The organism is Azospirillum sp. FG154 (assembly GCF_057809575.1).
Genome location: NZ_JBMDKF010000001.1, coordinates 86,079 through 109,597 on the forward strand (window position 1 = coordinate 86,079; position 23,519 = coordinate 109,597).

Here is a 23,519-nt window from a genome sequence, read left to right on the forward strand (position 1 = left end):
TCCCGCCCCTGTCGGGCAAGGGCGCCGCCGTTCCGGATCGCCGCGTGAATTCTTTTTTATTTCCCCCGTCGCGGGCGCCGCGCGGGTTGCCCCAATCCGGCCCCGTCGGCTAATTTGCCCGCCATGCTTGACAGCCCCCCAGCGTCCCCGGCGGACAGCGCCCGGTCCGCGACCCGGAAACGGATTCGCTTGCCCATCGCGGCGGTGCTGGTGGCCGGATTCGGCTCGCTGATGCTGGCGGCGGTCGCCAGCGTCCTGATTTTGGGGTTGGTCAGCGCCAGCACCAACACCTTCGCCCTGCTGAACGACAAGGCCGATCTGGCGTTGGCCGGGGTGGAGATCAGGGTTCGCCACCAACTGGATCCCGCCCGCGACATGGCCCGCTTCGTCGCCGGTCTGATCGAGCGCGGGGAGCTGGATCCCGACGACGCCGACCGGCTGACCACCACCCTGCGCGGCGCGCTGGCGGCGGCCCCCGACGTGACCGGAATCGCCTTCATGCGCCCGGACCTGACCGGCGCGCAGGCCGGACGCCTGAACGGCGGCTTGCAGGTCGGCCCCCTCGACATGCAAGGCGACGGCGCCATCCCGCCCGAGGTGCTGAACGGTCCCAGCCGGGGGGCCGCCGCCTGGGCCGATCCCTTTTGGCTGAAGGAAGCCTCGAACAGCCTCATCACGCTCTATCAGCCGGTGCGGCGCGACGGGCGCTATCTGGGGCAGGTCGCGGTCGGCGTCTCGCTGGGCGACCTGTCGCGCTTCCTATCGGCGCTGTATGTCGAACAAGGGCTGAACGCCTTTGTCCTGTACGACCATGAGCATGTTTTGGCTCACCCGGCGCTGGTCGGGCGGAGCTTCGATTTCTCCAACAAGCCCGACGGCCCGCCGCTGCCGCGCATCGATCAGGTGGACGACCCGGCGCTCGCCGCGCTGTGGAGCAAGGGCGTGCCGGTCCAGGCGTTGAAAAAGCGGGTGGAGGGCCAATCCGTCCACATCGCGGGCGACGATTACCTGTTTCTGATGCGGTCGATGGCGGGCTACGGCCAACGGGAATGGATCATCGGCATCGGTTTCCGCGAAAGCGAGATGAATGGCGAGATCCAAAGGCTGGTCAAAACAGGGCTGGCCGGTTTGGCCATCTTGCTGATTTCCGTGGCGGTCGCGCTGTTTGTCGGACGCAAGATCAGCCGCCAAGTCGCCCGGCTGGCCGAGGCCGCCGACCGCGTCCGCGCGTTCGAGTTCAAGACCATCGCCGATCTGCCCGATTCACGCTTGCAAGAAATGGCGCGCGCCGCCACCGCCTTCAACGCGATGGTCGCGGGCCTGCGCTGGTTTGAAACCTATGTGCCCAAGGCGCTGGTGCTGCGCCTGATGCGCCAGCGTGAAACCCAGGGCGACGGGCTGGATTCGGTGCAGCGCGAGGTGACGGTGATGTTCACCGACATTCGCGGCTTTTCCCGCATGGCCGAACACCGCAGCGCCGCCGACACCGCCACCCTGCTGAACGAGCATTTCACCCTGCTCGCCGCCTGCATCGAGGCGGAGGGCGGCACGGTGGACAAATTCATCGGCGATTCGCTGATGGCCTTCTGGGGCGCCCCCGAAAAACAAGAGGACCACGCCGCCCGCGCGCTCCGCGCCGCCCACGCCATCCACCACGCCGTGCTGGCCGACAACCGCGAACGCGCCGCCGCCGGGCAAGAGCCGATCCGCGTGCGCGTCGGCCTGCACAGCGGCCCGGTGGTGGTCGGCAACATCGGCTCGGCCAACCGGATCAACTACACCATCATCGGCGACACGGTGAACGTCGCCGCTCGGATCGAAGAATTGTCCGCCGCGCTTCAGGGCGAGGCGGAGGTCATTGTGCTGACCAGCGGCGTCACCGCCGCCAAGGGGACCGGAGCCGCCCCGCTGGTCCGCCAAGGCGGACGCTCCTTGCGCGGACGCAGCGGCACGACGGAGTTGTGGCGGTTGGTTGCGGCGGAGGGCGCGGAACACGCGCCGCCGCCGGTCGCGGAACCGGGGTCTGCCGACAAGGGGAGAGCTTTGTCAGGAGCGGATTGAGCGGAGGCGCATCGATCCGGCGACGCTTTGCCCCCTCCCCACCCCTCCCCCGCTTAACAGCGGGAGAGGGAGTCGGCAAACTTGTCGGCGCACGGCAAAGTTCCCTCTCCCGCGTGAGCGGGGGAGGGCTAGTGAGGGGGCGGAAGGCGGCCAAACCGAAACGCTTACAGGTTGGCGACCAGATCGCCGGAATCCTCGACGCGCTTCAGCATCGAATCGCGCAGCTTCATCAGGGCGCGGTGCTCCAACTGGCGGACGCGCTCCTTGCTGACGCCCAGTTCACGGCCCAGCTCTTCCAGGGTCGCGCCCTCGTCGCGCAGGCGGCGCTCCTGGATGATGGTGCGTTCGCGCGGGCTGAGTTCGCCCAACGCCTCGGCCAGCCATTGCGAGCGGGTGTTGGCGTCGCGCATGCCGATCACCACCTCTTCCGGCGAAGGGCGTTGGTCGGCCAGGAAATCCTGCCAATCATCGTCCGACCCGTCGGCGACCGGGGTGTTCAGCGACTGGTCGGCCCCCGACAGCCGCATCTCCATCGCCTCGACCTCGGCGACGGCGACGTTCAGTTCGCCCGCGATCCAGGCGCGGCCTTCCTGGGTCAGGCGGGCGCCGTTGCCGTTCTGCGACGCGCTGTCGATTTTGGCGCGCAGGCGGCGCAGGTTGAAGAACAGCGATTTCTGCGCGGCGGTGGTGCCGGTGCGGACGATCGACCAGTTGCGCAGGATGTAATCCTGCATGGCCGAACGGATCCACCAGGCGGCGTAGGTGGAAAAGCGCACCTCGCGGTCTGGCTCGAAACGGCCCGCCGCCTGCATCAGGCCGACATTGCCCTCCTGCACCAGATCGCCCATCGGCAGACCGTAATTGCGGAAGCGCGAGGCGGTGGCGATGACCAGCCGGGTGTAGGCCCGCACCAGCTCGTGCAGGGCGCGTTCGTCGCTCTCCTCCCGCCATTTGCGGGCCAGCTCGAACTCATGGTCCCGCGACAGCAGCGGTTCGCGCATGGACGCTTTGATAAAGCTCAGATTCGCCCGCTGCGTCTCTGGATCGTCGATGTAAGCCATCCGTCCCTTCCTTCCCGTCTGGGCGGCGCCGTGTTCCGATGGTGCAGCCAGTCTCGCGCATGTTGGGCTTGGCCGTTGCCCCCGCCCGGTTTCCCGCCGTTGCGGAAAATGGGCAGGCGTCGGCGCGCCCTGTTGCTAGAGATACGCGACGGGGAAGGATTCGGATCACACCAGATGGACAAATTTCTTGTGCGTCGGTCAAAAAATCGCAGACGCGCGGCGGGCGTTTCCGACCAACCCACCATATAGGGCGCGCGCCGGTTGCGACCAGTGACGCCCCCCACAACAAGATCCCAAGGACATTTGGGAAGCGCCCCCTGCTCACACAGGGCTTGCGGCGCATGACGCCCCAGCGTCGCGCTCGGTCATTGATCGCACTCGCTTGTGTTCTACGGGAGAATGTCGTTAATATCACTTCAACGTGACTTCATCAGGACCAAGCCTTGCATTTTTCTCCAATATTACAAAAATACGTCAAATCCCCACTCCTCCGAATGGGCTAAAATCCACCAAAATCATGATTTCCCTGGACATCTTTACAGTTCTTGTCTTGCACATGACGTCTCTCATTGCCGGAGCGATGGGTTTCATTCATTTGCGTCAACAATCCTTGGAAACGAAGGGGCTTGCTCTGCTTGCCGCCGCGTTTCTGGGGCTGGCGGTTGGATCGTTCAGCGCCGGGCTTGGCGAGCGCGACGTCTTGCCCGCTTGGTTTTGGCAACCAGGAAGCCTCGCCATCGGAAGCGTCAGTTACGCGTATCTGTGGCTTGGCGCCCGCGCGCTCAGCAGCGGTCGGGGGCTGCGCCGCTCATGGATCCTGCTGCTGATTCCACTCGCGTGGTTTTGCCTTGCCGCGATCACAGACTTCACCGCCGACAACCAACTGCGGGCAAGCGCGTTCCACATCACCGCCTTCCTGTTCCTGCTGGCCGCCGCCCACGAGATCGCCCGTGACCAACGGGTTGATCCGCTGCCGTCCCGGCGGCCTCTGGCCGTCATTTTGGGACTTGCCGCAACGGTCTACGCCTCCGAATTCCTGATGATGACCCTCGGTCGGATCAGCGTTCCCAACATCGCCTTTGGTTTTTATCTGCAAATATTTTTCAATTTCGGAATCACCATTCTGGTCTATGGCGTCGTGAAGGAACGCGCCGAAAACGCGCTGCGCCTCGCCGCCGAAATCGACCCCCTGACCGGCATCGGCAACCGCCGCTGGATGGACGCCCGCATGCCGGGATTCATCAAGCGCGGCGACACCATCATGATGCTCGATCTCGACCATTTCAAAACGGTCAACGACCGTTACGGCCATGCGGCGGGCGATCATGTGTTGCGCGCCTTCGCCGATGAGGTCAGTCGGAATCTGCGCCCGCAAGACCGATTTGCCCGCGCAGGCGGTGAAGAGTTCATCCTTTACATGCCCGACCTCAGTCTGGCCGACGCCAAAGCGGCGGGGGAGCGCCTCTGCCGGTTGGTCGCGTCCCTCGTCGTCCAGCATCGCGGCGACCGCATTCCGGTCACGACCAGCCTTGGCGTCGCCTGGTCGGATGGCGGCTACCAAAGCTGGGATCTGATGCTCCAGGCGGCGGACACGGCTCTTTACGCCGCCAAAAAGGCTGGACGCAACCGGGTCGCCGTCCAACCGCCGCCCCTATCCTCGGACGTCGTGGGATAAGCCGCCGCGCCTACTCCCCCTCCCCGCGCAGGGCGTCGAACGCCCGGCGGTCGCGCTTGGTCGGGCGGCCAGAGCCGGGGGCGCGGTAGGGATCCTCCAACCGCTCCTCCGCCACCGGCGGGGCGAGATCCTCGTAGAGCGCCTGGGCCTCCGGGGCGGGGCCGCGTCGGCTTCCCAGCGCCAGCACCTTGATGACGCGGATGTGCCGACCCTGCGCGAAGGTCAGCACGTCGCCCGGCTTCACCGCCGCGTGCGCCTTGCTGACGACCGCGCCGGACAACCGGACGCCGCCGTCGTTGCAGATTTTGGCGGCCAGACTGCGCGTCTTGAAGAAACGCGCGTACCACAGCCATTTGTCGATGCGCAGCCGTCCGGGCGGAAGGCCGTCGCTGCCGTCGTCGCTCATGGTTCTCGGTCCATGCTGGTTGATTCCGTTGGTCGATCTTTGAGCGTTTCTTCCCCCTCCCTAACCCTCCCCCGCTGCGCGGGAGAGGGAACTCCGCCGCAAGCTGGGCCACACGCTGAGCTGCACGCTGACAAGGGTCCGGCCCCCTCTCCCGCGAAGCGGGCTACCGGATTCACACATCTTTTTCTTGCTGCAACCAATTGAAATGAAACGGATTTTCCGTCATCCCCGCGCAGGCGGGGATCCAGAGTTTGCCAGACGAACCCTATGGGTAAGTCTGGATTCCCGCCTGCGCGGGAATGACGGAGAAAAATTCTTTTTCTTCCAATGAGTTGCCTAAACCAAAGATGTGTGCATCCAGTAGCGCGAAGCGGGGGAGGGATGGGGAGGGGGAAATCGACAGCCGGACACCCACCCCCGGACGGCCTTCACCCTCCCGACAGTTGACGCAACTTGGCGAAGGGATGGTCGGCGTTGACCGGCGCGCGGTCGCGGCGGGGCTTGGCCGCCGACGGGCGCCGCCGTTTCCACGTCACCGCGCCATCCTCCGCCACGCTGCGGGCGTAGCCCAAGCCGGCCAACACCCCGGCCAACTCCTCCGCCGACAGGCCGACCCGTTGGCCGAGCGCCGTCTCGGGCGCCGACGCGCCGGATTTGGCCAAGGTCAGCATCTCCGTCTCCAGCCGGTCGAGCATGTCCACCCGCAGCGCTCGCCCCTCTCCGCCCTTTTGATCGCCCGCTTTGGCCGACGCCACTGGATAACCAATCGCCTCCCAGAAGGCGGGCGGCGCGCCAACCGCCGCGACCGACACCCGCCCCGGCGGCGGCAGCGGCACCGGCAGGGCGTGGCCGGTGGCGACCGCCCACAGCAGCCCGCGCAGGGCGACCGCCGCCGGTTTGGCCAGCGCCGTCAGATACAGGTGCGACACGCCCAACCGCACGCCCAGCCGGGTCAGCGCCTTGCGGTCCTCGCGCTCCAGCCCTTCGACCAAGGCGGCGACCGGCGGACGCGGCAGAACCCCCAGCCCCTCCACCAGTTGAAAGGCCAGCCCCCGCGCGGCGCCCGACAGGCCGTCGGCGTCGGCCAGCGCGAACAGCGGCTTCAGCCGGGCGGCGACATGCCGCTTGAGCCACTGATCGAGCCGGGCGCGCACCCGCTCGCGCTGGGCTTGGTCGAGCATCCCCTCGTCAAAGGGAACCACCAGCGGCGTCAACACCGACGGCCCGGCGGCGAGCTTGGCCACGCTCACGCCATGGACGCTCAACAGCCCGTCGGGGGCAAGGGCGAAAGCGTCGTCGGGTTCCTGCTCGAACCGGCGCAGCCGCTTGGCCAGTTCGTCGCGCAGCGCCTTCCGCGCGGCGGTTTCCAGGGCGCGGGCCTCCTCGGAGCGGTCTGGCGCGTCGGCGACGAAGCGGAAGCCCTCCAACCGCCCGACCACATGCCCCTCCACCACCACCTCGCCGTCGGCGCGGACGCCGCCGATCAAGGCGCGGCCATCCTTCAGCGTGCGCGACAGGCTGGCCGACCGACGGTCGATGAAGCGTTGCGTCAAACGCTCGTGCAGAGCGTCGGACAGTTGGTCCTCGATGGCGCGCGTGCGCTCCTGCCAATGCAGCGGATCGGTCAGCCAGGTGGGTCGGTTGGAAATGTAGGTCCAGGTGCGGATGTGGGCGATGCGGGCGACCAGCGCGTCGATGTCGCCCTCCGTCCGATCCAGCCGGGCGATCTGCTTGCCGACCCAATCGCTGTCCAGCCGCCCGAAGCCGGTGCGCAGGGATTTGTATATTTGCGCCAGCAAGCGGGTGTGGGCGTCCGACAGCACCTTGCGGAAATCGGGGATCTGGCAGACCTCCCACAGCAGCCGCACGGCGTCGCGGCCCTTGGCGAGATCCATCACCTCCGGGTCGCGGACCAAAGCCTGAAGGGCCAGATGGTCGTCGGCGTCGCGCGAGCGGCTCAATTCGGCGATGGGGGCGCGCTCCTCCAGCGTTTTCAGCAGGAAGCCCGGCGTGTCGAAGCGCAGGGCGCTGTTGCGCCAGGTCAGCGTCTTCAGCGTCTCGAACTCGTGGTTTTCGACGCGGCTGATGATGTCGGCGTCCAACTCCCCCGCCTCGTCGGTGGTCCCGAAGGTGCCGTCGCGCATGTGGCGCCCGGCCCGCCCGGCGATCTGCGCCACCTCGGCGGCGCGCAGGCGGCGGGGGGCGAAGCCGTCGAACTTCACCATGCGGGCGAAGGCGACATGATCGACGTCCATGTTCAGCCCCATGCCGATGGCGTCGGTCGCCACCAGATAATCCACCTCCCCCGCCTGATAGAGCGCCACCTGGGCGTTGCGGGTGCGGGGCGACAGGGCGCCCAGCACCACCGCCGTGCCGCCGCGCTGGCGGCGGATCAATTCGGCCATCGCGTAGACGTCGGTGGCGGAAAAGGCGACGACGGCGGAGCGCGGCGGCAGCCGGGTCAGCTTCTTGTGCCCGGCGTAAGTCAGTTGGGAAAAGCGCGGGCGGTTGATGAATTCGGCGCGCGGAATCAGCTTGCGGATCAACGGCTGCATGGAATCGGAGCCGAGAAACATCGTCTCCACCAGCCCGCGCGCGTTCAGCAGCCGGTCGGTGAAGATGTGGCCGCGTTCGGGATCGGCGCAGAGCTGGATCTCGTCAACCGCCAGAAAATCGACCACCCGGTCGAGCGGCATGGATTCGACCGTGCACACCCACCAGGACGGGTTGGGGGGCAGGATCTTTTCCTCCCCCGTCACCAGGGCGACGGCCTGTTTTCCCTTGATGGCGACGATGCGGTCGTAGTTTTCCCGCGCCAGCAGCCGCAGGGGAAAGCCGATCATGCCCGACTTGTGACCAAGCATCCGCTCGATCGCCAGATAGGTCTTGCCGGTGTTGGTCGGCCCCAGCACGGCGACCACCCGACCGCCAAGCCCCAGAGCGCCGCCCGACGAAGCGTGAGAGGACGTCATGGGCGTAAGCTTTGGTGGGTCCGGCCCCGCTTTGCAAGAGACAGATTGGATGAGTTCAACGCGCCTATAGACTGTCTCCCAGAAATAATCAAATACATCCAGGAGACAATTATTATTGGAAAAAATACACAAAATCGACAGTTAATGATCAATATCTTCGGAATCCATGCTATATATTGCAATATTTCTCGTAACTCCACGATGATCTGTCACGGATTTTCTCTCGCTTTTCACGCGGTGCCCATCATTTTTTATCTCTTTAATTCTAGCAGCAAGGCGGCGAACTCCGTATTTTTCCTGAGCAATTTCCTGAGTTAGCTTCTCTTCGTTTTGGAGAGATTCGAGGACTATTTGTTTTTGGTTAATTTTCGGCATGTTTGGACCCTTAATATTTTTGAGGGGGCGTGACCAAATCACGATCGATGATAGGTAGTATCAGATTTTCATAACGCAATATTTCAGCCCAAAAAAAACGCGACCGATACTGCCGGTCGCGTTTTCCTGAATCAATCAGATTGAGCAGATCAAACCGGCTGCGGCAGGCCGTGGATGTAGCCGACGCCGCCGCTGCGGCGGTTGCGGTAGGCGCCGTCGATCAGACCGGCGACGCTGTCCTTGACCTTGTCGTGCAGGCCCTTTTCCCAATCGCCGGGATGCTGGAAGTTGCTCATGATGTAGGCGAAGCCGTTGACGTCGTCGACCGCTTGCAGGCCGGTCGATTCCGCGCCCGCCGGGCAGGACAGGATGCGGCTCAGCGCCTTGGTGTCGACGTTGTAGGCCCACAGGAAGTTGTTGACGTGGTTGCCGCTGTCCTCGCCGACGAACAGCGTGCGCAGGCGTTCGGAGAATTTCAGATTGTCCGGGTTGGCGATGAAGTCGGCGTGGGCGGTGTTGCCCAGCGCGTCGGGGGTCGCCAGATCCTTGCCGACCAGGGCCGGGACGGCGCTGAAATGCACCGGCACCCAATCGCTGTCGATGGCGGCGCCCGCCGCGTCGGTCTGGCCGCCGGTCATCGGCAACTGATACACGGCGCCGGCGTTGATGGCGTTGACCTTGATGCCGCTCTTGCCGTCGCTCATCGACTTGTACATGTAGGACACGGCCATGTAGGCGGTCTTGTCCTTGGCGTTGACGGTCACGCCCTCCAGCTTGGTCAGGGCCAGCGTGGCGCCGACGGTGGGGGCGTAGCGGTGGGTTTCCAGGAAGGCGGCGGCCTTTTCCATGCCCGGCTTGAACTTGACCCACTGGGTCTTGCCGTTGAAACCGATGGCGGTGAAGGAGGGATCCTTCGGGTCTTCCTTCTTCACCTCGACGATGTCGGCGGCCTTCAGGCTGTCGGCCAGCTTTTCGATTTCGGCGCTGGCAGCGTGGCCCAGCTTGATCCATTTCAGGGCGAAGGCGCCGCCCTTGTCGAGATCCTTGCCCTCTTCCTGGATCATCTTGGCGGCGTAAAGCGCGCCCGCCGACAGGTCGGCGGCCTTGTCGGCGATGAACATGAACAGGCCGCCGTTGGTGGTGTCGTCGCCCATCAGCACGGTGCGCTGGTCGGGCATCACCTGCACCAGCTCGTGCGAGATGCGGCCCATGCAATAATGCTTCTTGATGCTGCCGGCGCCGTCGGGCTTGACGGTGACTTCCGGCATATGGCCGTAATGATAGGGGTTGGCCTTGTTCGGGTCGCCGAACAGATTCTGGCTGTAGGCGCGGAACTGGTCGTCGAGCGCGGTGGCGTCCGGCTCATACTCCTCGCTCGACAGGTGGGTGTTCCAGGGCGACAGGCTGGCGCCGCAGGTGATCCACAGACCGTGCACCGGGCTGGTGTCCACCGTGTGGTACTGCACCAGCTTCAGCGCGCCGGTCTCCTTGTTCTGGTCCAGAGTCAGAACGGCGATGGGCGACGGCAGGCGGCCGTACATCGACGCGTCCTTGGAATCGCGGGTGGCGTATTCAAACTGCACGACGGCGAACAGGGTGTTGCCCGACACGCCCGGCACGGTGGCGGGCATCGGGTTCAACAGGTTGCAGCCGTCCGGGCAATCGGAGAAGAACTGGGTCGGCGTCGCCAGCGAGGCGTCGAGGATCGGCTTGCCGTTGATGTCGTAATAGCCGCCCGCCAACGTCGTGCCGCCCTTGCCGTCCGGCGCCATGTCGCCGGTGATGAACAGCGGCTGATAGCCCAGCGCGAAGCTTTGCTTCGTGCCGTCGGCCCAGCTCACGACCATGCTGGATTCGACCGTGGTCGTCGCCTGCGCGGCGGCGGTCGTCGGCGCGGCCATGCCGACGAACTCGACGGACACCGGCGCGCCCTTGGCGGCGGCGGCCTCCGCGCCCGAGGCGAACAGCAGGCCGCCGACGCCCCCGGCGACCGGCAGCAGCGGCATTCCAGCCAGCATGCGCAGCACGGAGCGGCGCGACGTTTCGGACAGATGGACGGACGAATTGGTCATGATGTGATGTCTCCCGACCCCTCGTGAGGTCAAACGGCTGGCATGACGCGCGGTTGAAACGCGCGGTCTTGTTTTGGCGAGCGGGCGGGAGGTTACTGCGGGGATGTTACAGTTTGACGGTCATGGGCAAGGAACGGGGCAAGGAACGACGGTGACGAAGGCGTCGTTCCTTCCGCCTTGAACGTGAAACGGGGTTGGATGAGGCGAAGTCCTTATGGCGCCCTCGCTTTTTCCGGCGCCTTCTCCGGCGGCGCGCTGGCCATCTTGGCCGCCCGGTCCAGATTCACCGCCGCCGCCCGCCCGAACTCGCTGTCGGGGGCCAGCCGCTTGACCAACGCCCAATCGTCGCGCGCCCCGTTGACGCTGCCGCTGAGCGCCTTGACGTTGCCGCGCAGCAAAATGGCTTCGGGGTCGCCCGGCTTCAGTTCCAGCGCGCGGTCAATGTCGGCCAGCGCCTGCCGATGATTCGACAGCGCCTTGTGCGCCTCCGCCCGATAGAGATAAGCGTCGGCCCGTTTGGGATCCTTGGTCAACGCCGCGTCCAGATCGGCGATAGCGTCCCAGAAACGTTCGCCTTCGGCGCGGGCGAAAGCGCGGTCGATCAGCAGATCGACGTCGCCCGGCTGCTTGTCCAACGCCGCGCTGTAGAGCTTTTCCGCCCGGACCTGATCGCCCGCCCGCAGCCACGCCCAGCCGCCGCGCCCCAGGATCGAGGCCGCCGCCTTGGGATCGTCCTTGCCCAGCAGCGGAGCCAGCTCCTCCAACCGCGCGCCAGCGGCCTTGAAGTCGCCCTTGTGGAACAGCGCCAGCGCCTGACAGAGCCGGGCGAGGTCGCCGCCGTCCTTCTCCTGCCAGCGCAAGGCGCGTTCAAAGGCGGCGTCGGGATTGCTTTCGGCCTGCGCCGCGCACTCCTTGAGCGTCTGATTGGGATCCGGGGCCGAAGCGGGCGCGGCGGCCTGGACCGGGAGGGGGAGCAAGGCCGCCGTCGACAGCGACAGGGCGGCCAGCGTGATGAAAGCGTTGCGTCGGATCATGGTCGCCTTACACTCCGCCATCGTTCCGTCCGACGCAAGGGCTTGAAACCGCCCGTAAGGAAGCCCCGATGACCGCACCCCGCCTGTTCGTGTTCGGCCTTGGCTACACCGCCCGCGTTTTCGCCGACGGCCTGCGCGCCGAAGGCTGGCGGATCGCCGCCACCTGCCGCAGCGAGGACAAGCGCGCCGCCCTGGAGGCCGAAGGGATCGAAGCGTTCGTCTTCGACCGGGGCCGCCCGCTGGCCGACGCCCACGCGGCGCTGGACGGCGCGACTCACCTGCTGGTCAGCGTGCCGCCCGACGCCAAGGGCGACCCGGTGCTCGACCACCACGCCCGCGAATTGGCCGATCTGCGCACCTTGGACTGGGCTGGCTATCTGTCCACCACCGGAGTCTATGGCGACGCCAAGGGCGAATGGGTGAGCGAAGCGGCGTGGCTGAAGCCGACCGGCGACCGCCAGAAACGCCGGGTGGAGGCTGAACGCGGCTGGCTGGGCATCTACCGGCAATATGGCGTGCCGATGCATCTGTTCCGGCTGGCCGGGATCTATGGGCCGGGCCGCAGCGCGCTCGATTCGGTGCGCGCGGGCGACGCCAAACGGGTGGACAAGCCGGGGCAGGTGTTCTGCCGCGTCCATGTCGACGACATCGCGACGACGCTGCGCGCGTCGATGGCCAAGCCGACCCTGGGCGCGGTCTACAACGTCGCCGACGATCTGCCCACCCCCTCGCACGAGGTGGTGGAGCACGCCTGCCGCCTGTTGGGGGTGGAGCCGCCGCCGCTCATCCCCTTCGATCAGGCCGAATTGTCGCCGATGGCGGCCAGCTTCTACACCGACTGCCGCCGGGTGAAAAACGACCGGATCAAGCGGCAATTGGGCGTGACGCTGGCCTATCCCGACTACCGCGCCGGCCTGGACGCCCAGTTCGCGGCGGAGCAGGGCGCCTAACCAAAAGACTATGCCCAAAGAGCGATGACCAAAAGGGAAGGGATCGCATGGTCGCGGGCAGCAGAACCGCTTCGACATCGAAGCAAAACAAAAACATACCCGGATATTAATCGAAAACGTCACAAAAGACTTTGTCGCTTGGAAAAGGATATTTAACAATCTCGCTGGATTATGTTTGGATTGACGACGGCGATCCGGCGAGGGTGTGGGGCATGAACAGCGCAATATCCGCCATGTTGCCAAAAGACTCCGCGTCGCCCGTTGAAAGCCCGGCGGCGGAGAGTCTGGCGTCCACCGCTTTCCGGCGGCAGATGGACGAGGTTGTGGCGCGCATCCCGATGCACGCGATCCGGTCGGTTCTGGACGCCGTCGATGGCGCCTCCACCCCCAACGGCGAGCGCGCCCGCCATCTGCGCGAGGCGCTGGTCGATCACTTCAACCGGCTGCGCCCGATGAAGGCGCGCCGCCTGTTCACCGGCCTGTTCGAGCCGTTCCTGGTCGATGACCATGTGCTCTACCGGGCGCCCGAAGCGGTTCCGGCGCTGATTCAGCGCGTGGACATGGGCGGGATCTGGGCCGCGCTGGTCCAATACGCCTTCCCGGCGCTGGCGGCCGAGGTGCAAAGCCATCTCGACGATCTGTCGCGCGACGCCATGCTCGACGCCGTGCTGTCCAGCCCCCAGGCGATGAGTCTGCGTGAAACGATGCGCCGCGAGGCGTTGGACTATCTGACCCGGCTGACCGCCGACCGCAAGGCGACCGACCGTTTCCTGGCGCTCGCCAACGACGAGGCGTTGCAGGACGCCCGCCTGCGCACCCAATATCTGAACCGCAAGGCCGCCATCGACAGCGACATGCTGGGATTCGTCCGCGCCCTGCTGGAGCACAACGCCGTGCTGGTCCCGCTGACCGAACGGATGCGCCGCGACATCGACGAGATGCAGGGCGGCGGCGATGGCCGTTCGGTCGAGGTCGATTGCCAATCGGCGCTGATGGTCGGCTTCGTCCGGCGGGTGCGCGACCTCGGCCTGCCCTTCCGCGACCAGACCCAGATTCTCGCCTGGTTCGCCCCGCTCTATGGGCTGAACGTCAAGCGGCGCTACGACGTGTTCCTGCGCCACATCCGCGAGCATGGCGGCCCGACGGTGCGCGAGTCGCACCCGCTGTTGCGCGCCCTGCTCGCCCATTTCAACGCCGCCAGCATCACCATCCGCGAGGTGGTGGACGGCATGTTCGGCGATGTGGACATCCGCGACGGCGGCGTGCTGTCGGTCAACGGCGCCACCCGCGATCTGCTGACCGGCGCGGTGGAGCGGTTCGACCGCTCGCTGACCGCGCTGACCGGCTGCGGTTTTCTCGCCAGCCGCAGCAGCGGCCCGGCGATCCGCACGCAATTGGCCGAGGTCAGCCGTGGCCTGACCGCCACCGTCATTCCCGCTCTGGCGTCCCGCATGCAGGCGGCGATGGTGTCCCGCCACAACCCGGTGGCCGATCACGACGACGTGGTGTGGCTGCTGGAACTGGTCTGGCGTTGGGGCCGCTATCTGGGCGCCGCCGGTTACGCCAACCCGGAGCTGAAATCGCTGCGGCTCTACGCCGTGGAAAGCGGGCGCATCGCCTTCATCCAGGCGATGAAGGCGGAGGAGCACGAAAAACCGAGCCACCGGATGGCCCATCTGCTGCGCATCCGCCGCCTGATGAAGGCGATGGGGGAAAGCGTCGATCCCTGGATCAGCCCGGTCAGCCAAGGGCTGCACCGCGTCGTTCACGTCTATCTCGATCAGGTTCCAACCATCACCGAAGAGGAATGGACGGTGATCGACGCCTTCGTCGCCTCCGTCCGCGCGGAACTGACCCGCTCCCGCCACTGGCAAAGCGCCGACTTCGTGGCGATCCTGCGCCTGCATGAAACGCGGGAGCGGTGACGGGGGGGGCGTGATGATCTTGGAAACGGAACAGGCCTTCTCAAAACGCCGTTGACCAGTATGCGTTGCGTAACACATACTGGTCAATGTGGGGGAAGCGGATGCCGATACGGAACTGCGCGGACAAGCAAACCGCCGCCTTCCTGGCCGGAAAACGGGTGAAAGAATTTCAGGCGTTCGACCGGCAAGCGGCCAAGGCGCTCACCAAACTCATGGCCGCCACCCGGTTGATGGATTTGAGACACCCGCCGTCCAATCGCTTTGAAGCGCTGGGCGGCGACCGCAAGGGCCAGTACAGCATTCGGATCAACGACCAATGGCGCGTCTGATTTGGTTGGGCCTTTGCCGAAAGCGCGTCGGACGCGTCCGACCCGTTGACGCTGCTGGGGGATCCCATCGACGTCGAGATCACCGACTATCATTGAGGCGCATCATGACCCATCCCGCCATCGACAACCTGCCGCCCATCCATCCCGGCGAGATCCTGCGCGATGATCTGGAGGCGCTGGGTCTCAGCGCCAGACGCTTCGCCGGGCATATTGGCGTTCCGCCCAACGCGGTGACGGAGATTCTGAACGGCGAGCGGCGCGTCACCGCGCCGATGGCGCTGCGCCTTGGCAAGGCCTTTGGCACCGATCCCCGCTATTGGACGAACCTTCAAAGCCTCTACGAGACCAAGCTGGCCCGCGCGGAGATCGGCGACGTGATCGACGCGATCAAACCCTTGCCGCATGTCGGACAGGCCGCATGACGCCCCAATGACGCGACGCTTGCGCCACCCGCTTTGACGGACGACGGCCAAGAGACGCCGCGCCACGGCGGAAAAATCCAAACGTCTCGTCTTTTGGGTTTCCTGAACCGCCCGCGCCAACCGTCCAACGCACGAATTTGGTTCGACACAAGCGCCTTTATGGTATGATGCGCGCCCGCTTGTGGGCGGAACCACCCGTTAGCCCGCGCCCCCAACGCCCCGCCGCCGAGACGACGACAGCAATGAACATCACCATCGAACGCGCCGCCCTTCTCCGGTCTCTGGGTCACGTGCAAAGTGTGGTCGAGCGGCGGAACACCATTCCCATTCTGTCCAACGTCCTGTTGCGCGCGAAGGACGGCGAGCTGTCGCTGGCCGCCACCGACATGGACCTGGAAATCGTCGAGTCGGTCCCGGCCAGCGTCGCCCGTCCCGGCGGAACCACCGCTCCGGCGCACACGCTGTACGACATCGTCCGCAAGCTGCCCGACGGCTGCCAGGTGGAGTTGGACGTCAGCGGCGACGGCGCCCTGCTGACCCTGCGGTCGGGCCGTTCGCAATTCCGGCTGTCCTGCCTGCCGGTGGATGATTTCCCGCAATTGTCCGGCGGCGAGTTGAAGCACAGCTTCGCGGTGTCTGCCGCCGATCTGCGCGGGCTGGTGGACCGCACCCGCTTCGCCATCTCCACCGAAGAAACCCGCTATTACCTGAACGGCATCTATCTGCACGCCGCGCGCGCCAAATCGGGCGGGTCGGATTTGCCGGTCCTGCGCGCGGTCGCCACCGACGGCCACCGTCTGGCGCGGGTGGAAATGCCGCTGCCCGAGGGGGCCGACGGCATCCCCGGCGTCATCGTGCCGCGCAAGACCGTCACCGAAATCCGCAAGCTGATCGACGAGGCCGCCGACCGCATCCAAATCTCGATGTCGGAGAACAAAATCCGCTTCGGCTTCGATTCGGTGGTCGTGACGTCGAAGCTGATCGACGGCACCTTCCCCGATTACGAGCGCGTCATCCCGGTCGGCAACGACAAGGTGATGGAGGTGGACGCCAAGCTGTTCGCCGCCGCCGTTGACCGCGTCGCCACCATCTCCACCGAAAAGAGCCGGGCGGTGAAGCTGTCGCTGACGCGCGGCACCCTGACCCTGTCGGCGACCAGCCCGGAAGCGGGCAGCGCGACGGAAGAGCTGGAGGTCAGCTATCAGGACGGCCCGATGGAGATCGGCTTCAACTCCCGCTATCTGCTCGACATCACCCAGCAGATCGAGGGGGAGGGCGCCCGCTTCACTCTGGCTGACGCCGCGTCGCCGACGATCATCCGCGACGTCGTTGACAACGCCGCGCTCTATGTCCTGATGCCGATGCGGGTGTGATGGAACGGCGGGGGTTACGTCCCCCAGCCGCGCCTCTTGGCCTCCCCTGTGACCGCCGACCGTTCCGCCTTTGACAGCCCCGCCCATGACGGTTGATGATCGGGCCGCCCCCCGTGTTCTGACGCCCGCCTTGGCGGTGCGGCGGCTGACGCTGACGCGTTTTCGCGGCTACGACTCCGCGCGGCTGGACAGCGACCAACGCCCGGTGGCGTTGATCGGCCCCAACGGCGCGGGCAAAACCAATCTGCTGGAGGCCGTCAGCTTCCTCGCCCCCGGTCGCGGTCTGCGCGGGGCGAAGCTGGCGGAGGTCGAACGCATCGGCTCACCCCCTGGGTCCGGTTGGGCGGTCGCCGCCACGCTCGACACGCCCGGCGGCCCGGTGGAGATCGGCACGGGGCGCGAGCCGCACCTCGCCCCGCCGCGCCCGACCGACCGCGACCGCCGTCTGGTCCACATCGACGGGCGCCCGGCGAAAAGCCAAACCGCGCTGGCCGAGCATGTCGCCGTGATCTGGCTGACCCCGGCGATGGATCGGCTGTTCGTCGAAAGCTCCAGCGGGCGCCGCCGCTTTCTCGACCGTCTGGTCTTCGGCTTCGACCCCGCCCACGCCGGACGGCTGTCGCGCTACGAACACACCCTGCGCGAACGCGCCCGCCTGCTGCGCGAGGGCCGGTTTGACCAGGGTTGGCTGGGCGGGTTGGAAGACCAGATGGCGACCACCGGCGTCGCCGTCGCCGCCGCAAGGCGCGAGGTGATCCAACGGCTGCGCGCCGCCTGCGACCGCGCCGTCGGCCCCTTCCCCGGCGCCGATCTGGCCGTGGCGGGCGCGGTGGAGGATTGGCTCGACCAAGGCCCCGCGCTGGACGCCGAAGACGCGCTGCGCCGCAGCCTGCGCGACAACCGGCGGCGCGACGCCGAAAGCGGCGGCGCGACGGTCGGCCCGCACAAAAGCGATCTGGCCGTGCGCCACGCCGCCAAGGACATGCCCGCCGCGCTCTGTTCGACGGGCGAGCAAAAGGCGCTGTTGATCGCCATCGTTCTGGCCAACGCCCGGCTGCTGGCCGCCGAACGCGGAGCCGCGCCGCTGCTGCTGCTGGACGAGGTCGCCGCCCATCTCGACCCCGACCGGCGCGAGGCGCTGTTCGGCGAAATCCTGGCTTTGAGGGCGCAAGCCTGGATGACCGGCACCGACGCGGCGGTCTTCGCCCCCCTGGCGCAGGAAGCCGCGCGGGTTTTCATCGACGACGCCCGAATCCGACCGGGATAGCCCGGCGGATCGCGCGAAAAAATACACACGGCGGCACCGAAACCGCCGAAATTCCAACCGGATCTGGTATAGTCGGCGCATGGCACAGGAAGCACTGAAAAACGACCTCCCGCAGCAGGACTATGGGGCCGAGTCGATCACCGTTCTGCGTGGGCTTGACGCCGTGCGCAAACGCCCGGGCATGTATATTGGCGACACCGACGACGGTTCGGGTCTCCATCACATGGTGTATGAGGTGGTGGACAACGCCATCGACGAGGCGCTGGCGGGCTACTGCGACAAGGTCGAGGTGCAGTTGAACGCCGACGGCTCGGTCACGGTGCGCGACAACGGGCGCGGCATCCCCACCGACATCCATTCCGAAGAAGGCGTGTCGGCGGCGGAAGTCGTCATGACCCAGCTTCACGCGGGCGGCAAGTTCAACCAGAACAGCTACAAGGTGTCGGGCGGCCTGCACGGCGTCGGCGTCTCGGTGGTCAACGCGCTGTCGGAAACGCTCGATCTGCGCATCTGGCGCAACGGGCGCGCCCACGCCATGCGGTTCCGCCACGGCGTCGCCGACGCGCCGCTGGCCGACGTCGGCCCGGCCCCCGAGGTGTCCGACAATCAGGGCGGCGTGAAGCCGTTGAGCGGCACCGAGGTGACGTTCCTCGCCTCCAAAGACACCTTCACCAACACCGAATTCGATTACGCGACGCTGGAACACCGGCTGCGCGAGTTGGCCTTCCTGAATTCCGGCGTCCGGCTGGTGCTGACCGACGCGCGCGGGGTCGAGCCGAAGGTCCAGGATCTGCATTACGAAGGCGGGCTTGAGGCCTTCGTCACCTACCTCGACCGCTCGAAAGCAGCGCTGCACAAACCGGCGATCACCCTGAAGGCCGAACGCCCGACCGAACATGGCGGCATCGTCACCGTGGAATGCGCGCTCCAGTGGAACGACAGCTACCACGAGACGACGCTGTGCTTCACCAACAACATCCCGCAAAAGGACGGCGGCACCCATCTGGCCGGTTTCCGTGGCGCCCTGACCCGCGCCATCAACAACTACGCCAATGAATCCGGCATCGCGAAAAAGGAAAAGGTCAATCTGTCGGGCGACGACGCCCGCGAAGGCCTGACCTGCGTCTTGTCGGTGAAGGTGCCGGATCCGAAATTCTCCAGCCAGACCAAGGACAAGCTGGTCTCGTCCGAAGTCCGCCCGGTGGTCGAGACCATCGTCGGCGAGGCGCTGGCCCAGTTCTTCGAGGAACATCCCGCCGACGCCCGCCGCGTCGTCATGAAGGTGGTGGAGGCCGCCGCCGCCCGCGAGGCCGCCCGCAAGGCGCGCGAGTTGACCCGGCGCAAGGGCGCGCTGGACATGGCGTCGCTGCCCGGCAAGCTGGCCGATTGCCAGGAACGCGACCCCGCCGGGTCCGAACTGTTCATCGTCGAGGGCGATTCGGCGGGCGGGTCGGCCAAACAGGGCCGCTCGCGTCAGTTCCAGGCGATTTTGCCCCTGCGCGGCAAGATTTTGAACGTGGAGCGCGCGCGCTTCGACAAGATGCTGGGGTCGGCGGAAATCGGCACGCTGATCGCCGCGCTGGGCACCAGCATCGGCCGCGACGAGTTCAACGCCGACAAGGCGCGCTATCACAAGATCATCATCATGACCGACGCGGACGTGGACGGCAGCCACATCCGCACCCTGCTGTTGACCTTCTTCTTCCGCCAGATGCCGGAATTGATCGAGCGCGGCTATCTCTACATCGCCCAGCCGCCGCTCTATCGGATCAAGCGCGGCAACGCCAAGGAACGCTATCTGAAGGACGACCGGGCGCTCGAAGAATATCTGGTCGAAGCGGCGTTGGGCGATCTGTCGGTGCAATTGTCCGACGGCACGCTGCTGATCGGCGACCAGTTGATCGGCCTGGTCGAACAGGCGCGCGCCGCCCGCCCCGCCATCGACACGCTGGCCCGCAAGGTCGGCAATCTGACGGTGGTCGAGCAAGCCGCCGTGGTCGGCGCCCTGTCGGGCGGCCTCGCCAGCAACCCCGACGCCGCCTTGACCGCCGCGCAAAGCGTCGCCGAACGGTTGAACAGCCTGTTGGGCGACGGCGGTTGGCGCGGCGAAACCCTGCCGAACGGCGGTTACGCCGTGGTCCGCACCCGGCGCGGCGTCACCCACCGCCATCATTTCGACAGCGACCTGTTGAAGAGCGGCGAGGCCCGCCGCCTGGACGGTCTGGCCCCCGACCTGCTGCGCGTCTTCGGCACGGCAGGCCGCGCCTTTGAAAAGCAAAAGGAAACCCGCGCGCTGACCGGCCCCGTCGCCCTGTTCGACACGGTGATGGAGTTGGGCCGCCGGGGCGTGACCATCCAGCGTTACAAGGGTCTGGGCGAAATGAACCCGGATCAGCTTTGGGAAACCACGCTGGACCCGACCAAGCGGTCGCTGTTGCAGGTCCGCGTCCACCACGCCGATCAGGCGGAGGAGGTCTTCTCCACCCTGATGGGCGACATCGTCGAACCCCGCCGCGAGTTCATCCAGGACAACGCGCTGAAGGTGTCGAATTTGGACGTGTGAGGACGGCGTCCCAGCCCAATCAACGTTGAAACGCAAAAGGAGCGGGTGGGAATACCCGCTCCTTTTCGTTTGCCCGAGTCTCCAATCCCCCGCCCCATCACCCCGCCAGCACGGGATAATCGGTGTAGCCCTGGGCGTCGCCGCCGAACAGGCTTTCCGCCACGAAGGGCGCCAGCGGCAAGCCCTGGCGCAGCCGTTCGGGCAGGTCGGGGTTGGCGATGAAGGGGCGACCGAACGCCACCAGATCGACCAGACCAGCGTCCAACAGCGCCTCCGCCCGCGCCGCCGTGTAGCGTCCGGCGACGATGATCGCGCCCCGGAACCGCGCCCGCCACGCCCGCCGCCACGAGTCCGGCAACGGCGTTCCGTTGTCCCAATCACCCTCGGCCAGATGCAGATGGGCGACGCCCAACTCGTCCAGCCGCGCGACCGCCGCGCCGAACAGCGCCTCGGGATCGCGGTCGCTCATGCCCTTCAGGGTGATGAGCGGCGACAGCCGGACGCCGGTGCGCGCCGCGCCGATCCGCGCCGTCACCGCCTCCACCACCTCGGTCAGAAAGCGCAGTCGGTTGGCGATGGGGCCGCCATAGCGGTCGGTCCGCTGGTTGCCGCCATCGCGCAGGAACTGTTCGATCAAATAGCCGTTGGCGGCGTGCAACTCCACCCCGTCGAACCCGGCGGCGACGGCGTTGGCCGCCGCCTGGGCGAAATCCTCGACGATGGCGGCGATTTCGCCAAGCTCCAGGGCGCGCGGGACGCCGGTGGGGATCATGCCGCCCACGCCGTCCGCCCCGACCGCCCAGATCGACGTGTCCGCCGGGGCGATGGCCGAGGGGGCGACCGGCGGCGCGCCGTTGTGGAACATCGGGTGCGAGACGCGACCCGTGTGCCAAAGCTGCGCGACGATGCGCCCGCCCTTGGCGTGGACGGCGTCCGTCACTTCCCGCCAACGGGCGATCTGCGCCGGGCTGTGCAGGCCGGGCGTGCGGGAATAGCCCTGGGCGTCGGCGCTGATCTGCGTCGCCTCCGTCACGATCAAGCCCGCCGAGGCGCGTTGCGCGTAGTAGGTCGCGGCCAGGTCCGACGGCACGCCGTCCTCCCCCGCCCGCGCCCGCGTCATCGGGGCCATGACCACCCGGTTCGGCAGTTCCAGCCCGCCCCAGCGCTGGGGGGTGAACAGCCGGGCGCTCACAGCAGCCCCCCGCCGTCGGCGTCGATGACCGATCCGCTGACGAAGCCGTTGGCCATGGCGAACAGATAGGCGGCGGCGACCTCCTCCGCCCGCCCGACCCGGCCCACCGGCAGGCCCGCCCCGACCTTGGCGTAAAAGGCCTCGCGGTCGGCGGGGGCCATGCCGCGCCAATTGTCGGTGGCGGTCACGCCGGGGGAAACGACGCTGACCCGCAGCGGGGCCAGTTCCTTGGCCAGCGCCTTGGCGATGGTTTCGAGGGCGGCGTTCATCGCGCTCTTGACCAGCGAGCCGACGGCGACCTTGCGCGACAGCAGGCCCGAGGTGAGGGTGATCGAGCCGTCGGCGGCCAGATGCGGCAAGGCGGCCTGAACCGCGTCCAACGCGCCCCAGACCTTCACGTCGAAGGCCGCGCGCGCCGCCGCCAGATCAAGCTGGGCGAAGGGCGGGGAGCCGAACAGTGGCCCGGCGGTCACGACCAGATGATCGAGCGGGCCGACCGCCGCGAACAGGGCGTCGAGGCTGGCGCGGTCGGCCAGATCGGCCCGCAGCGCCGAAACGCCGATGGCGTCGGCGGCGCGCTGGGTCCGATCCACATCATGACCGGCGATGACGACGCGGGCGTTCCGCGCCGCCGCCGCTTCGGCCACGGCGCGGCCAATGCCGGACGCCCCGCCGATGACCAGCAGAGTCCGCCCGCTGAGCGGATCGGGAATGAGGGTGGATGTGGATGTGGATGTGGATGTGGGCGGCATGAGCTGGCTCCGTGTTCAAGAAGGGGTGATGACGGGGCCATTGTCGCCAATCCGGCTTTGCGTGATAATCACCGCCGATGTTGACATATTATCAAATGAGACTTGGCAATGGTCGCGCTCGACGATTTGCGGCTGATGGTGAAGATCGCCGAATTCGGCAGCCTATCGGTCGCCGCCCGGCATCTTGGCCTGCTGCCCGCCACCGCCAGCGCCGCGTTGAAGCGGATGGAAACAACGCTGGGCGCGCGCCTGTTTGAACGCTCCACCCGCAGCGTCCGGCCAACCGACGCGGGCGCGCTGTATCTGGCGCAGTGCCGTCAGGCGCTGGAGCAGTTGGACGCGGCGGCGGATCGGCTGGCGGGCGACCGCCAGCGCTTCGCCGGACCGTTGCGGATGGCGGCGCCGTCGGATTTCGGGCGGACTCTGCTGAACGGCTGGCTGGAGGAATTCCAGGACCAACACCCGGCGCTCCGCGTCACGCTGCTGCTGGGCGACGATCTGGCCGACCTGCTGCGCGAGGACGTCGATTGCGCCCTGCGCTATGGCCAATTGGCGGATTCCAGCCTGCGACGGCGCTGGATGGCGGCGTCGCGCCGGGTTCTGGTGGCGGCCCCGGCCTATCTCGCCGCCCATGGCGCGCCCGACCACCCGGACGATCTGGCCCGGCACCGTTGTCTGACCCTGCTGCGCGGGAGCGAGCCGGTGAACCGCTGGCGGTTGGTCGGCCCGACCGGCGCGGGAGAAACCGAGCGGACCTGCCAAGTCGCCGTGGACGGCGCGCGGGCGACCAACGACGGTGCGCTGTTGCGGGATTGGGCGATCAAGGGCGGCGGCGTCGCCTACAAATCCTGGCTCGACGTCGCCGCCGACCTGCGCGCCGACCGGCTGCGCCGTGTCCTGCCCCAATGGCGGGGGGAAGACGCGCCCCTACAACTGCTGTTCGGGTCCGGGCCGCAACGCCCGCTGCGGGTGGACGCGCTGGCCGATCATCTGGCCGCCCGCATCGCCGCCCACGCCGCCGCCTTCGCCGGGGACGATCCGACGGTCGCGCGTTAAGCCCCCGCCCTCCGCGCCGTCAAAAAAGCGCGCC

General features: G+C 67.0%; 18 protein-coding genes. 10 read left to right on the forward strand and 8 right to left on the reverse strand.

From position 1 onward, the window contains the following. The first annotated feature begins 123 nt into the window (after positions 1 to 123). The gene (locus tag ACODS4_RS00455; RefSeq protein ID WP_488859683.1) at positions 124 to 2,061 is read left to right on the forward strand and encodes an adenylate/guanylate cyclase domain-containing protein; all 1,938 of its coding nucleotides are present in this window, start codon (positions 124 to 126) and stop codon (positions 2,059 to 2,061) included. 164 nt (positions 2,062 to 2,225) lie between these two features. Here ACODS4_RS00455 and ACODS4_RS00460 read toward each other — a convergent pair whose 3' ends face one another. Further along, complete coding sequence (locus tag ACODS4_RS00460; protein WP_488859685.1) at positions 2,226 to 3,122, reverse strand: RNA polymerase factor sigma-32; 897 nt, start codon at positions 3,120 to 3,122, stop codon at positions 2,226 to 2,228. A 556-nt stretch (positions 3,123 to 3,678) separates the two neighbouring features. Between ACODS4_RS00460 and ACODS4_RS00465 the strand changes: the two genes are divergently transcribed. Continuing rightward, positions 3,679 to 4,797, forward strand: coding sequence for a GGDEF domain-containing protein (locus ACODS4_RS00465; protein WP_488859686.1), 1,119 nt, complete (start codon positions 3,679 to 3,681; stop codon positions 4,795 to 4,797). Between the two features lie 10 nt (positions 4,798 to 4,807). Here ACODS4_RS00465 and ACODS4_RS00470 read toward each other — a convergent pair whose 3' ends face one another. The 5 genes from ACODS4_RS00470 to ACODS4_RS00490 form a co-directional block, all read right to left on the reverse strand. Then, positions 4,808 to 5,203 carry an RNA-binding S4 domain-containing protein gene (locus tag ACODS4_RS00470; protein ID WP_488859688.1) on the reverse strand — a complete coding sequence of 132 codons (396 nt, stop codon included), beginning with the start codon at positions 5,201 to 5,203 and terminating at the stop codon, positions 4,808 to 4,810. 428 nt (positions 5,204 to 5,631) lie between these two features. After that, complete coding sequence (locus tag ACODS4_RS00475; protein WP_488859690.1) at positions 5,632 to 8,175, reverse strand: helicase-related protein; 2,544 nt, start codon at positions 8,173 to 8,175, stop codon at positions 5,632 to 5,634. Positions 8,176 to 8,316: 141 nt separating this feature from the next. Continuing rightward, positions 8,317 to 8,550, reverse strand: coding sequence for a helix-turn-helix domain-containing protein (locus ACODS4_RS00480; RefSeq protein WP_488859692.1), 234 nt, complete (start codon positions 8,548 to 8,550; stop codon positions 8,317 to 8,319). A gap of 149 nt (positions 8,551 to 8,699) precedes the next feature. Continuing rightward, positions 8,700 to 10,622 carry a PhoX family protein gene (locus ACODS4_RS00485; protein WP_488859694.1) on the reverse strand — a complete coding sequence of 641 codons (1,923 nt, stop codon included), beginning with the start codon at positions 10,620 to 10,622 and terminating at the stop codon, positions 8,700 to 8,702. 212 nt (positions 10,623 to 10,834) lie between these two features. Beyond that, a complete protein-coding gene (locus tag ACODS4_RS00490) occupies positions 10,835 to 11,656 on the reverse strand; it encodes a hypothetical protein (RefSeq protein WP_488859696.1) in 822 nt (273 codons plus the stop codon). A gap of 68 nt (positions 11,657 to 11,724) precedes the next feature. On the opposite strand from ACODS4_RS00490, the gene ACODS4_RS00495 reads away from it, so the two are divergent. The 7 genes from ACODS4_RS00495 to gyrB all read left to right on the forward strand — a co-directional run bounded on the left by ACODS4_RS00495 (position 11,725) and on the right by gyrB (position 20,485). After that, positions 11,725 to 12,606 carry an SDR family oxidoreductase gene (locus tag ACODS4_RS00495; protein WP_488859698.1) on the forward strand — a complete coding sequence of 294 codons (882 nt, stop codon included), beginning with the start codon at positions 11,725 to 11,727 and terminating at the stop codon, positions 12,604 to 12,606. A gap of 212 nt (positions 12,607 to 12,818) precedes the next feature. Further along, positions 12,819 to 14,531, forward strand: a complete 1,713-nt coding sequence (locus ACODS4_RS00500) for a hypothetical protein (protein WP_488859700.1) — start codon at positions 12,819 to 12,821, stop codon at positions 14,529 to 14,531. Between the two features lie 101 nt (positions 14,532 to 14,632). Next, positions 14,633 to 14,860, forward strand: coding sequence for a type II toxin-antitoxin system RelE/ParE family toxin (locus tag ACODS4_RS00505; RefSeq protein WP_488859702.1), 228 nt, complete (start codon positions 14,633 to 14,635; stop codon positions 14,858 to 14,860). Positions 14,861 to 14,964: 104 nt separating this feature from the next. After that, positions 14,965 to 15,282: a HigA family addiction module antitoxin gene (locus ACODS4_RS00510; RefSeq protein WP_488859704.1), complete on the forward strand. Its 318-nt coding sequence runs from the start codon at positions 14,965 to 14,967 to the stop codon at positions 15,280 to 15,282. A gap of 242 nt (positions 15,283 to 15,524) precedes the next feature. Continuing rightward, positions 15,525 to 16,655, forward strand: a complete 1,131-nt coding sequence (dnaN, locus tag ACODS4_RS00515; protein ID WP_488859706.1) for a DNA polymerase III subunit beta — start codon at positions 15,525 to 15,527, stop codon at positions 16,653 to 16,655. 85 nt (positions 16,656 to 16,740) lie between these two features. Next, entirely contained in the window at positions 16,741 to 17,922 is a 1,182-nt protein-coding gene (gene recF / locus ACODS4_RS00520; RefSeq protein WP_488859708.1) for a DNA replication/repair protein RecF, read from the forward strand. 79 nt (positions 17,923 to 18,001) lie between these two features. Then, positions 18,002 to 20,485, forward strand: coding sequence for a DNA topoisomerase (ATP-hydrolyzing) subunit B (gene gyrB / locus ACODS4_RS00525; RefSeq protein WP_488859710.1), 2,484 nt, complete (start codon positions 18,002 to 18,004; stop codon positions 20,483 to 20,485). A gap of 97 nt (positions 20,486 to 20,582) precedes the next feature. Here the strand turns inward: gyrB and ACODS4_RS00530 are convergent, their stop codons facing one another. Together ACODS4_RS00530 and ACODS4_RS00535 are read right to left on the reverse strand one after the other, a co-directional pair. Beyond that, on the reverse strand, positions 20,583 to 21,677 hold the full coding sequence (locus tag ACODS4_RS00530; RefSeq protein ID WP_488859712.1) for an alkene reductase: 1,095 nt from the start codon (positions 21,675 to 21,677) through the stop codon (positions 20,583 to 20,585). After that, entirely contained in the window at positions 21,674 to 22,429 is a 756-nt protein-coding gene (locus tag ACODS4_RS00535; RefSeq protein WP_488859714.1) for an SDR family oxidoreductase, read from the reverse strand. The genes ACODS4_RS00530 and ACODS4_RS00535 overlap by 4 nt, the downstream gene beginning before the upstream one ends. A 108-nt stretch (positions 22,430 to 22,537) precedes the next feature. Between ACODS4_RS00535 and ACODS4_RS00540 the strand changes: the two genes are divergently transcribed. After that, positions 22,538 to 23,485 carry a LysR family transcriptional regulator gene (locus ACODS4_RS00540; protein ID WP_488859716.1) on the forward strand — a complete coding sequence of 316 codons (948 nt, stop codon included), beginning with the start codon at positions 22,538 to 22,540 and terminating at the stop codon, positions 23,483 to 23,485. Positions 23,486 to 23,519 lie beyond the last annotated feature (34 nt).

What these genes read in the sequence shown, in the direction of transcription:
- ACODS4_RS00475 (WP_488859690.1), bottom strand. Translation starts at nt 8,175, where the DNA reads ATGACGTCCTCTCACGCTTCGTCGGGCGGCGCTCTGGGGCTTGGCGGT.
- ACODS4_RS00455 (WP_488859683.1), top strand. Translation starts at nt 124, where the DNA reads ATGCTTGACAGCCCCCCAGCGTCCCCGGCGGACAGCGCCCGGTCCGCG.
- ACODS4_RS00490 (WP_488859696.1), bottom strand. Translation starts at nt 11,656, where the DNA reads ATGATCCGACGCAACGCTTTCATCACGCTGGCCGCCCTGTCGCTGTCG.
- ACODS4_RS00480 (WP_488859692.1), bottom strand. Translation starts at nt 8,550, where the DNA reads ATGCCGAAAATTAACCAAAAACAAATAGTCCTCGAATCTCTCCAAAAC.
- ACODS4_RS00505 (WP_488859702.1), top strand. Translation starts at nt 14,633, where the DNA reads ATGCCGATACGGAACTGCGCGGACAAGCAAACCGCCGCCTTCCTGGCC.
- ACODS4_RS00470 (WP_488859688.1), bottom strand. Translation starts at nt 5,203, where the DNA reads ATGAGCGACGACGGCAGCGACGGCCTTCCGCCCGGACGGCTGCGCATC.
- ACODS4_RS00540 (WP_488859716.1), top strand. Translation starts at nt 22,538, where the DNA reads ATGGTCGCGCTCGACGATTTGCGGCTGATGGTGAAGATCGCCGAATTC.
- dnaN (WP_488859706.1), top strand. Translation starts at nt 15,525, where the DNA reads ATGAACATCACCATCGAACGCGCCGCCCTTCTCCGGTCTCTGGGTCAC.
- ACODS4_RS00510 (WP_488859704.1), top strand. Translation starts at nt 14,965, where the DNA reads ATGACCCATCCCGCCATCGACAACCTGCCGCCCATCCATCCCGGCGAG.
- ACODS4_RS00485 (WP_488859694.1), bottom strand. Translation starts at nt 10,622, where the DNA reads ATGACCAATTCGTCCGTCCATCTGTCCGAAACGTCGCGCCGCTCCGTG.
- gyrB (WP_488859710.1), top strand. Translation starts at nt 18,002, where the DNA reads ATGGCACAGGAAGCACTGAAAAACGACCTCCCGCAGCAGGACTATGGG.
- ACODS4_RS00500 (WP_488859700.1), top strand. Translation starts at nt 12,819, where the DNA reads ATGAACAGCGCAATATCCGCCATGTTGCCAAAAGACTCCGCGTCGCCC.
- ACODS4_RS00495 (WP_488859698.1), top strand. Translation starts at nt 11,725, where the DNA reads ATGACCGCACCCCGCCTGTTCGTGTTCGGCCTTGGCTACACCGCCCGC.
- ACODS4_RS00460 (WP_488859685.1), bottom strand. Translation starts at nt 3,122, where the DNA reads ATGGCTTACATCGACGATCCAGAGACGCAGCGGGCGAATCTGAGCTTT.
- recF (WP_488859708.1), top strand. Translation starts at nt 16,741, where the DNA reads ATGACGGTTGATGATCGGGCCGCCCCCCGTGTTCTGACGCCCGCCTTG.
- ACODS4_RS00535 (WP_488859714.1), bottom strand. Translation starts at nt 22,429, where the DNA reads ATGCCGCCCACATCCACATCCACATCCACATCCACCCTCATTCCCGAT.
- ACODS4_RS00465 (WP_488859686.1), top strand. Translation starts at nt 3,679, where the DNA reads ATGACGTCTCTCATTGCCGGAGCGATGGGTTTCATTCATTTGCGTCAA.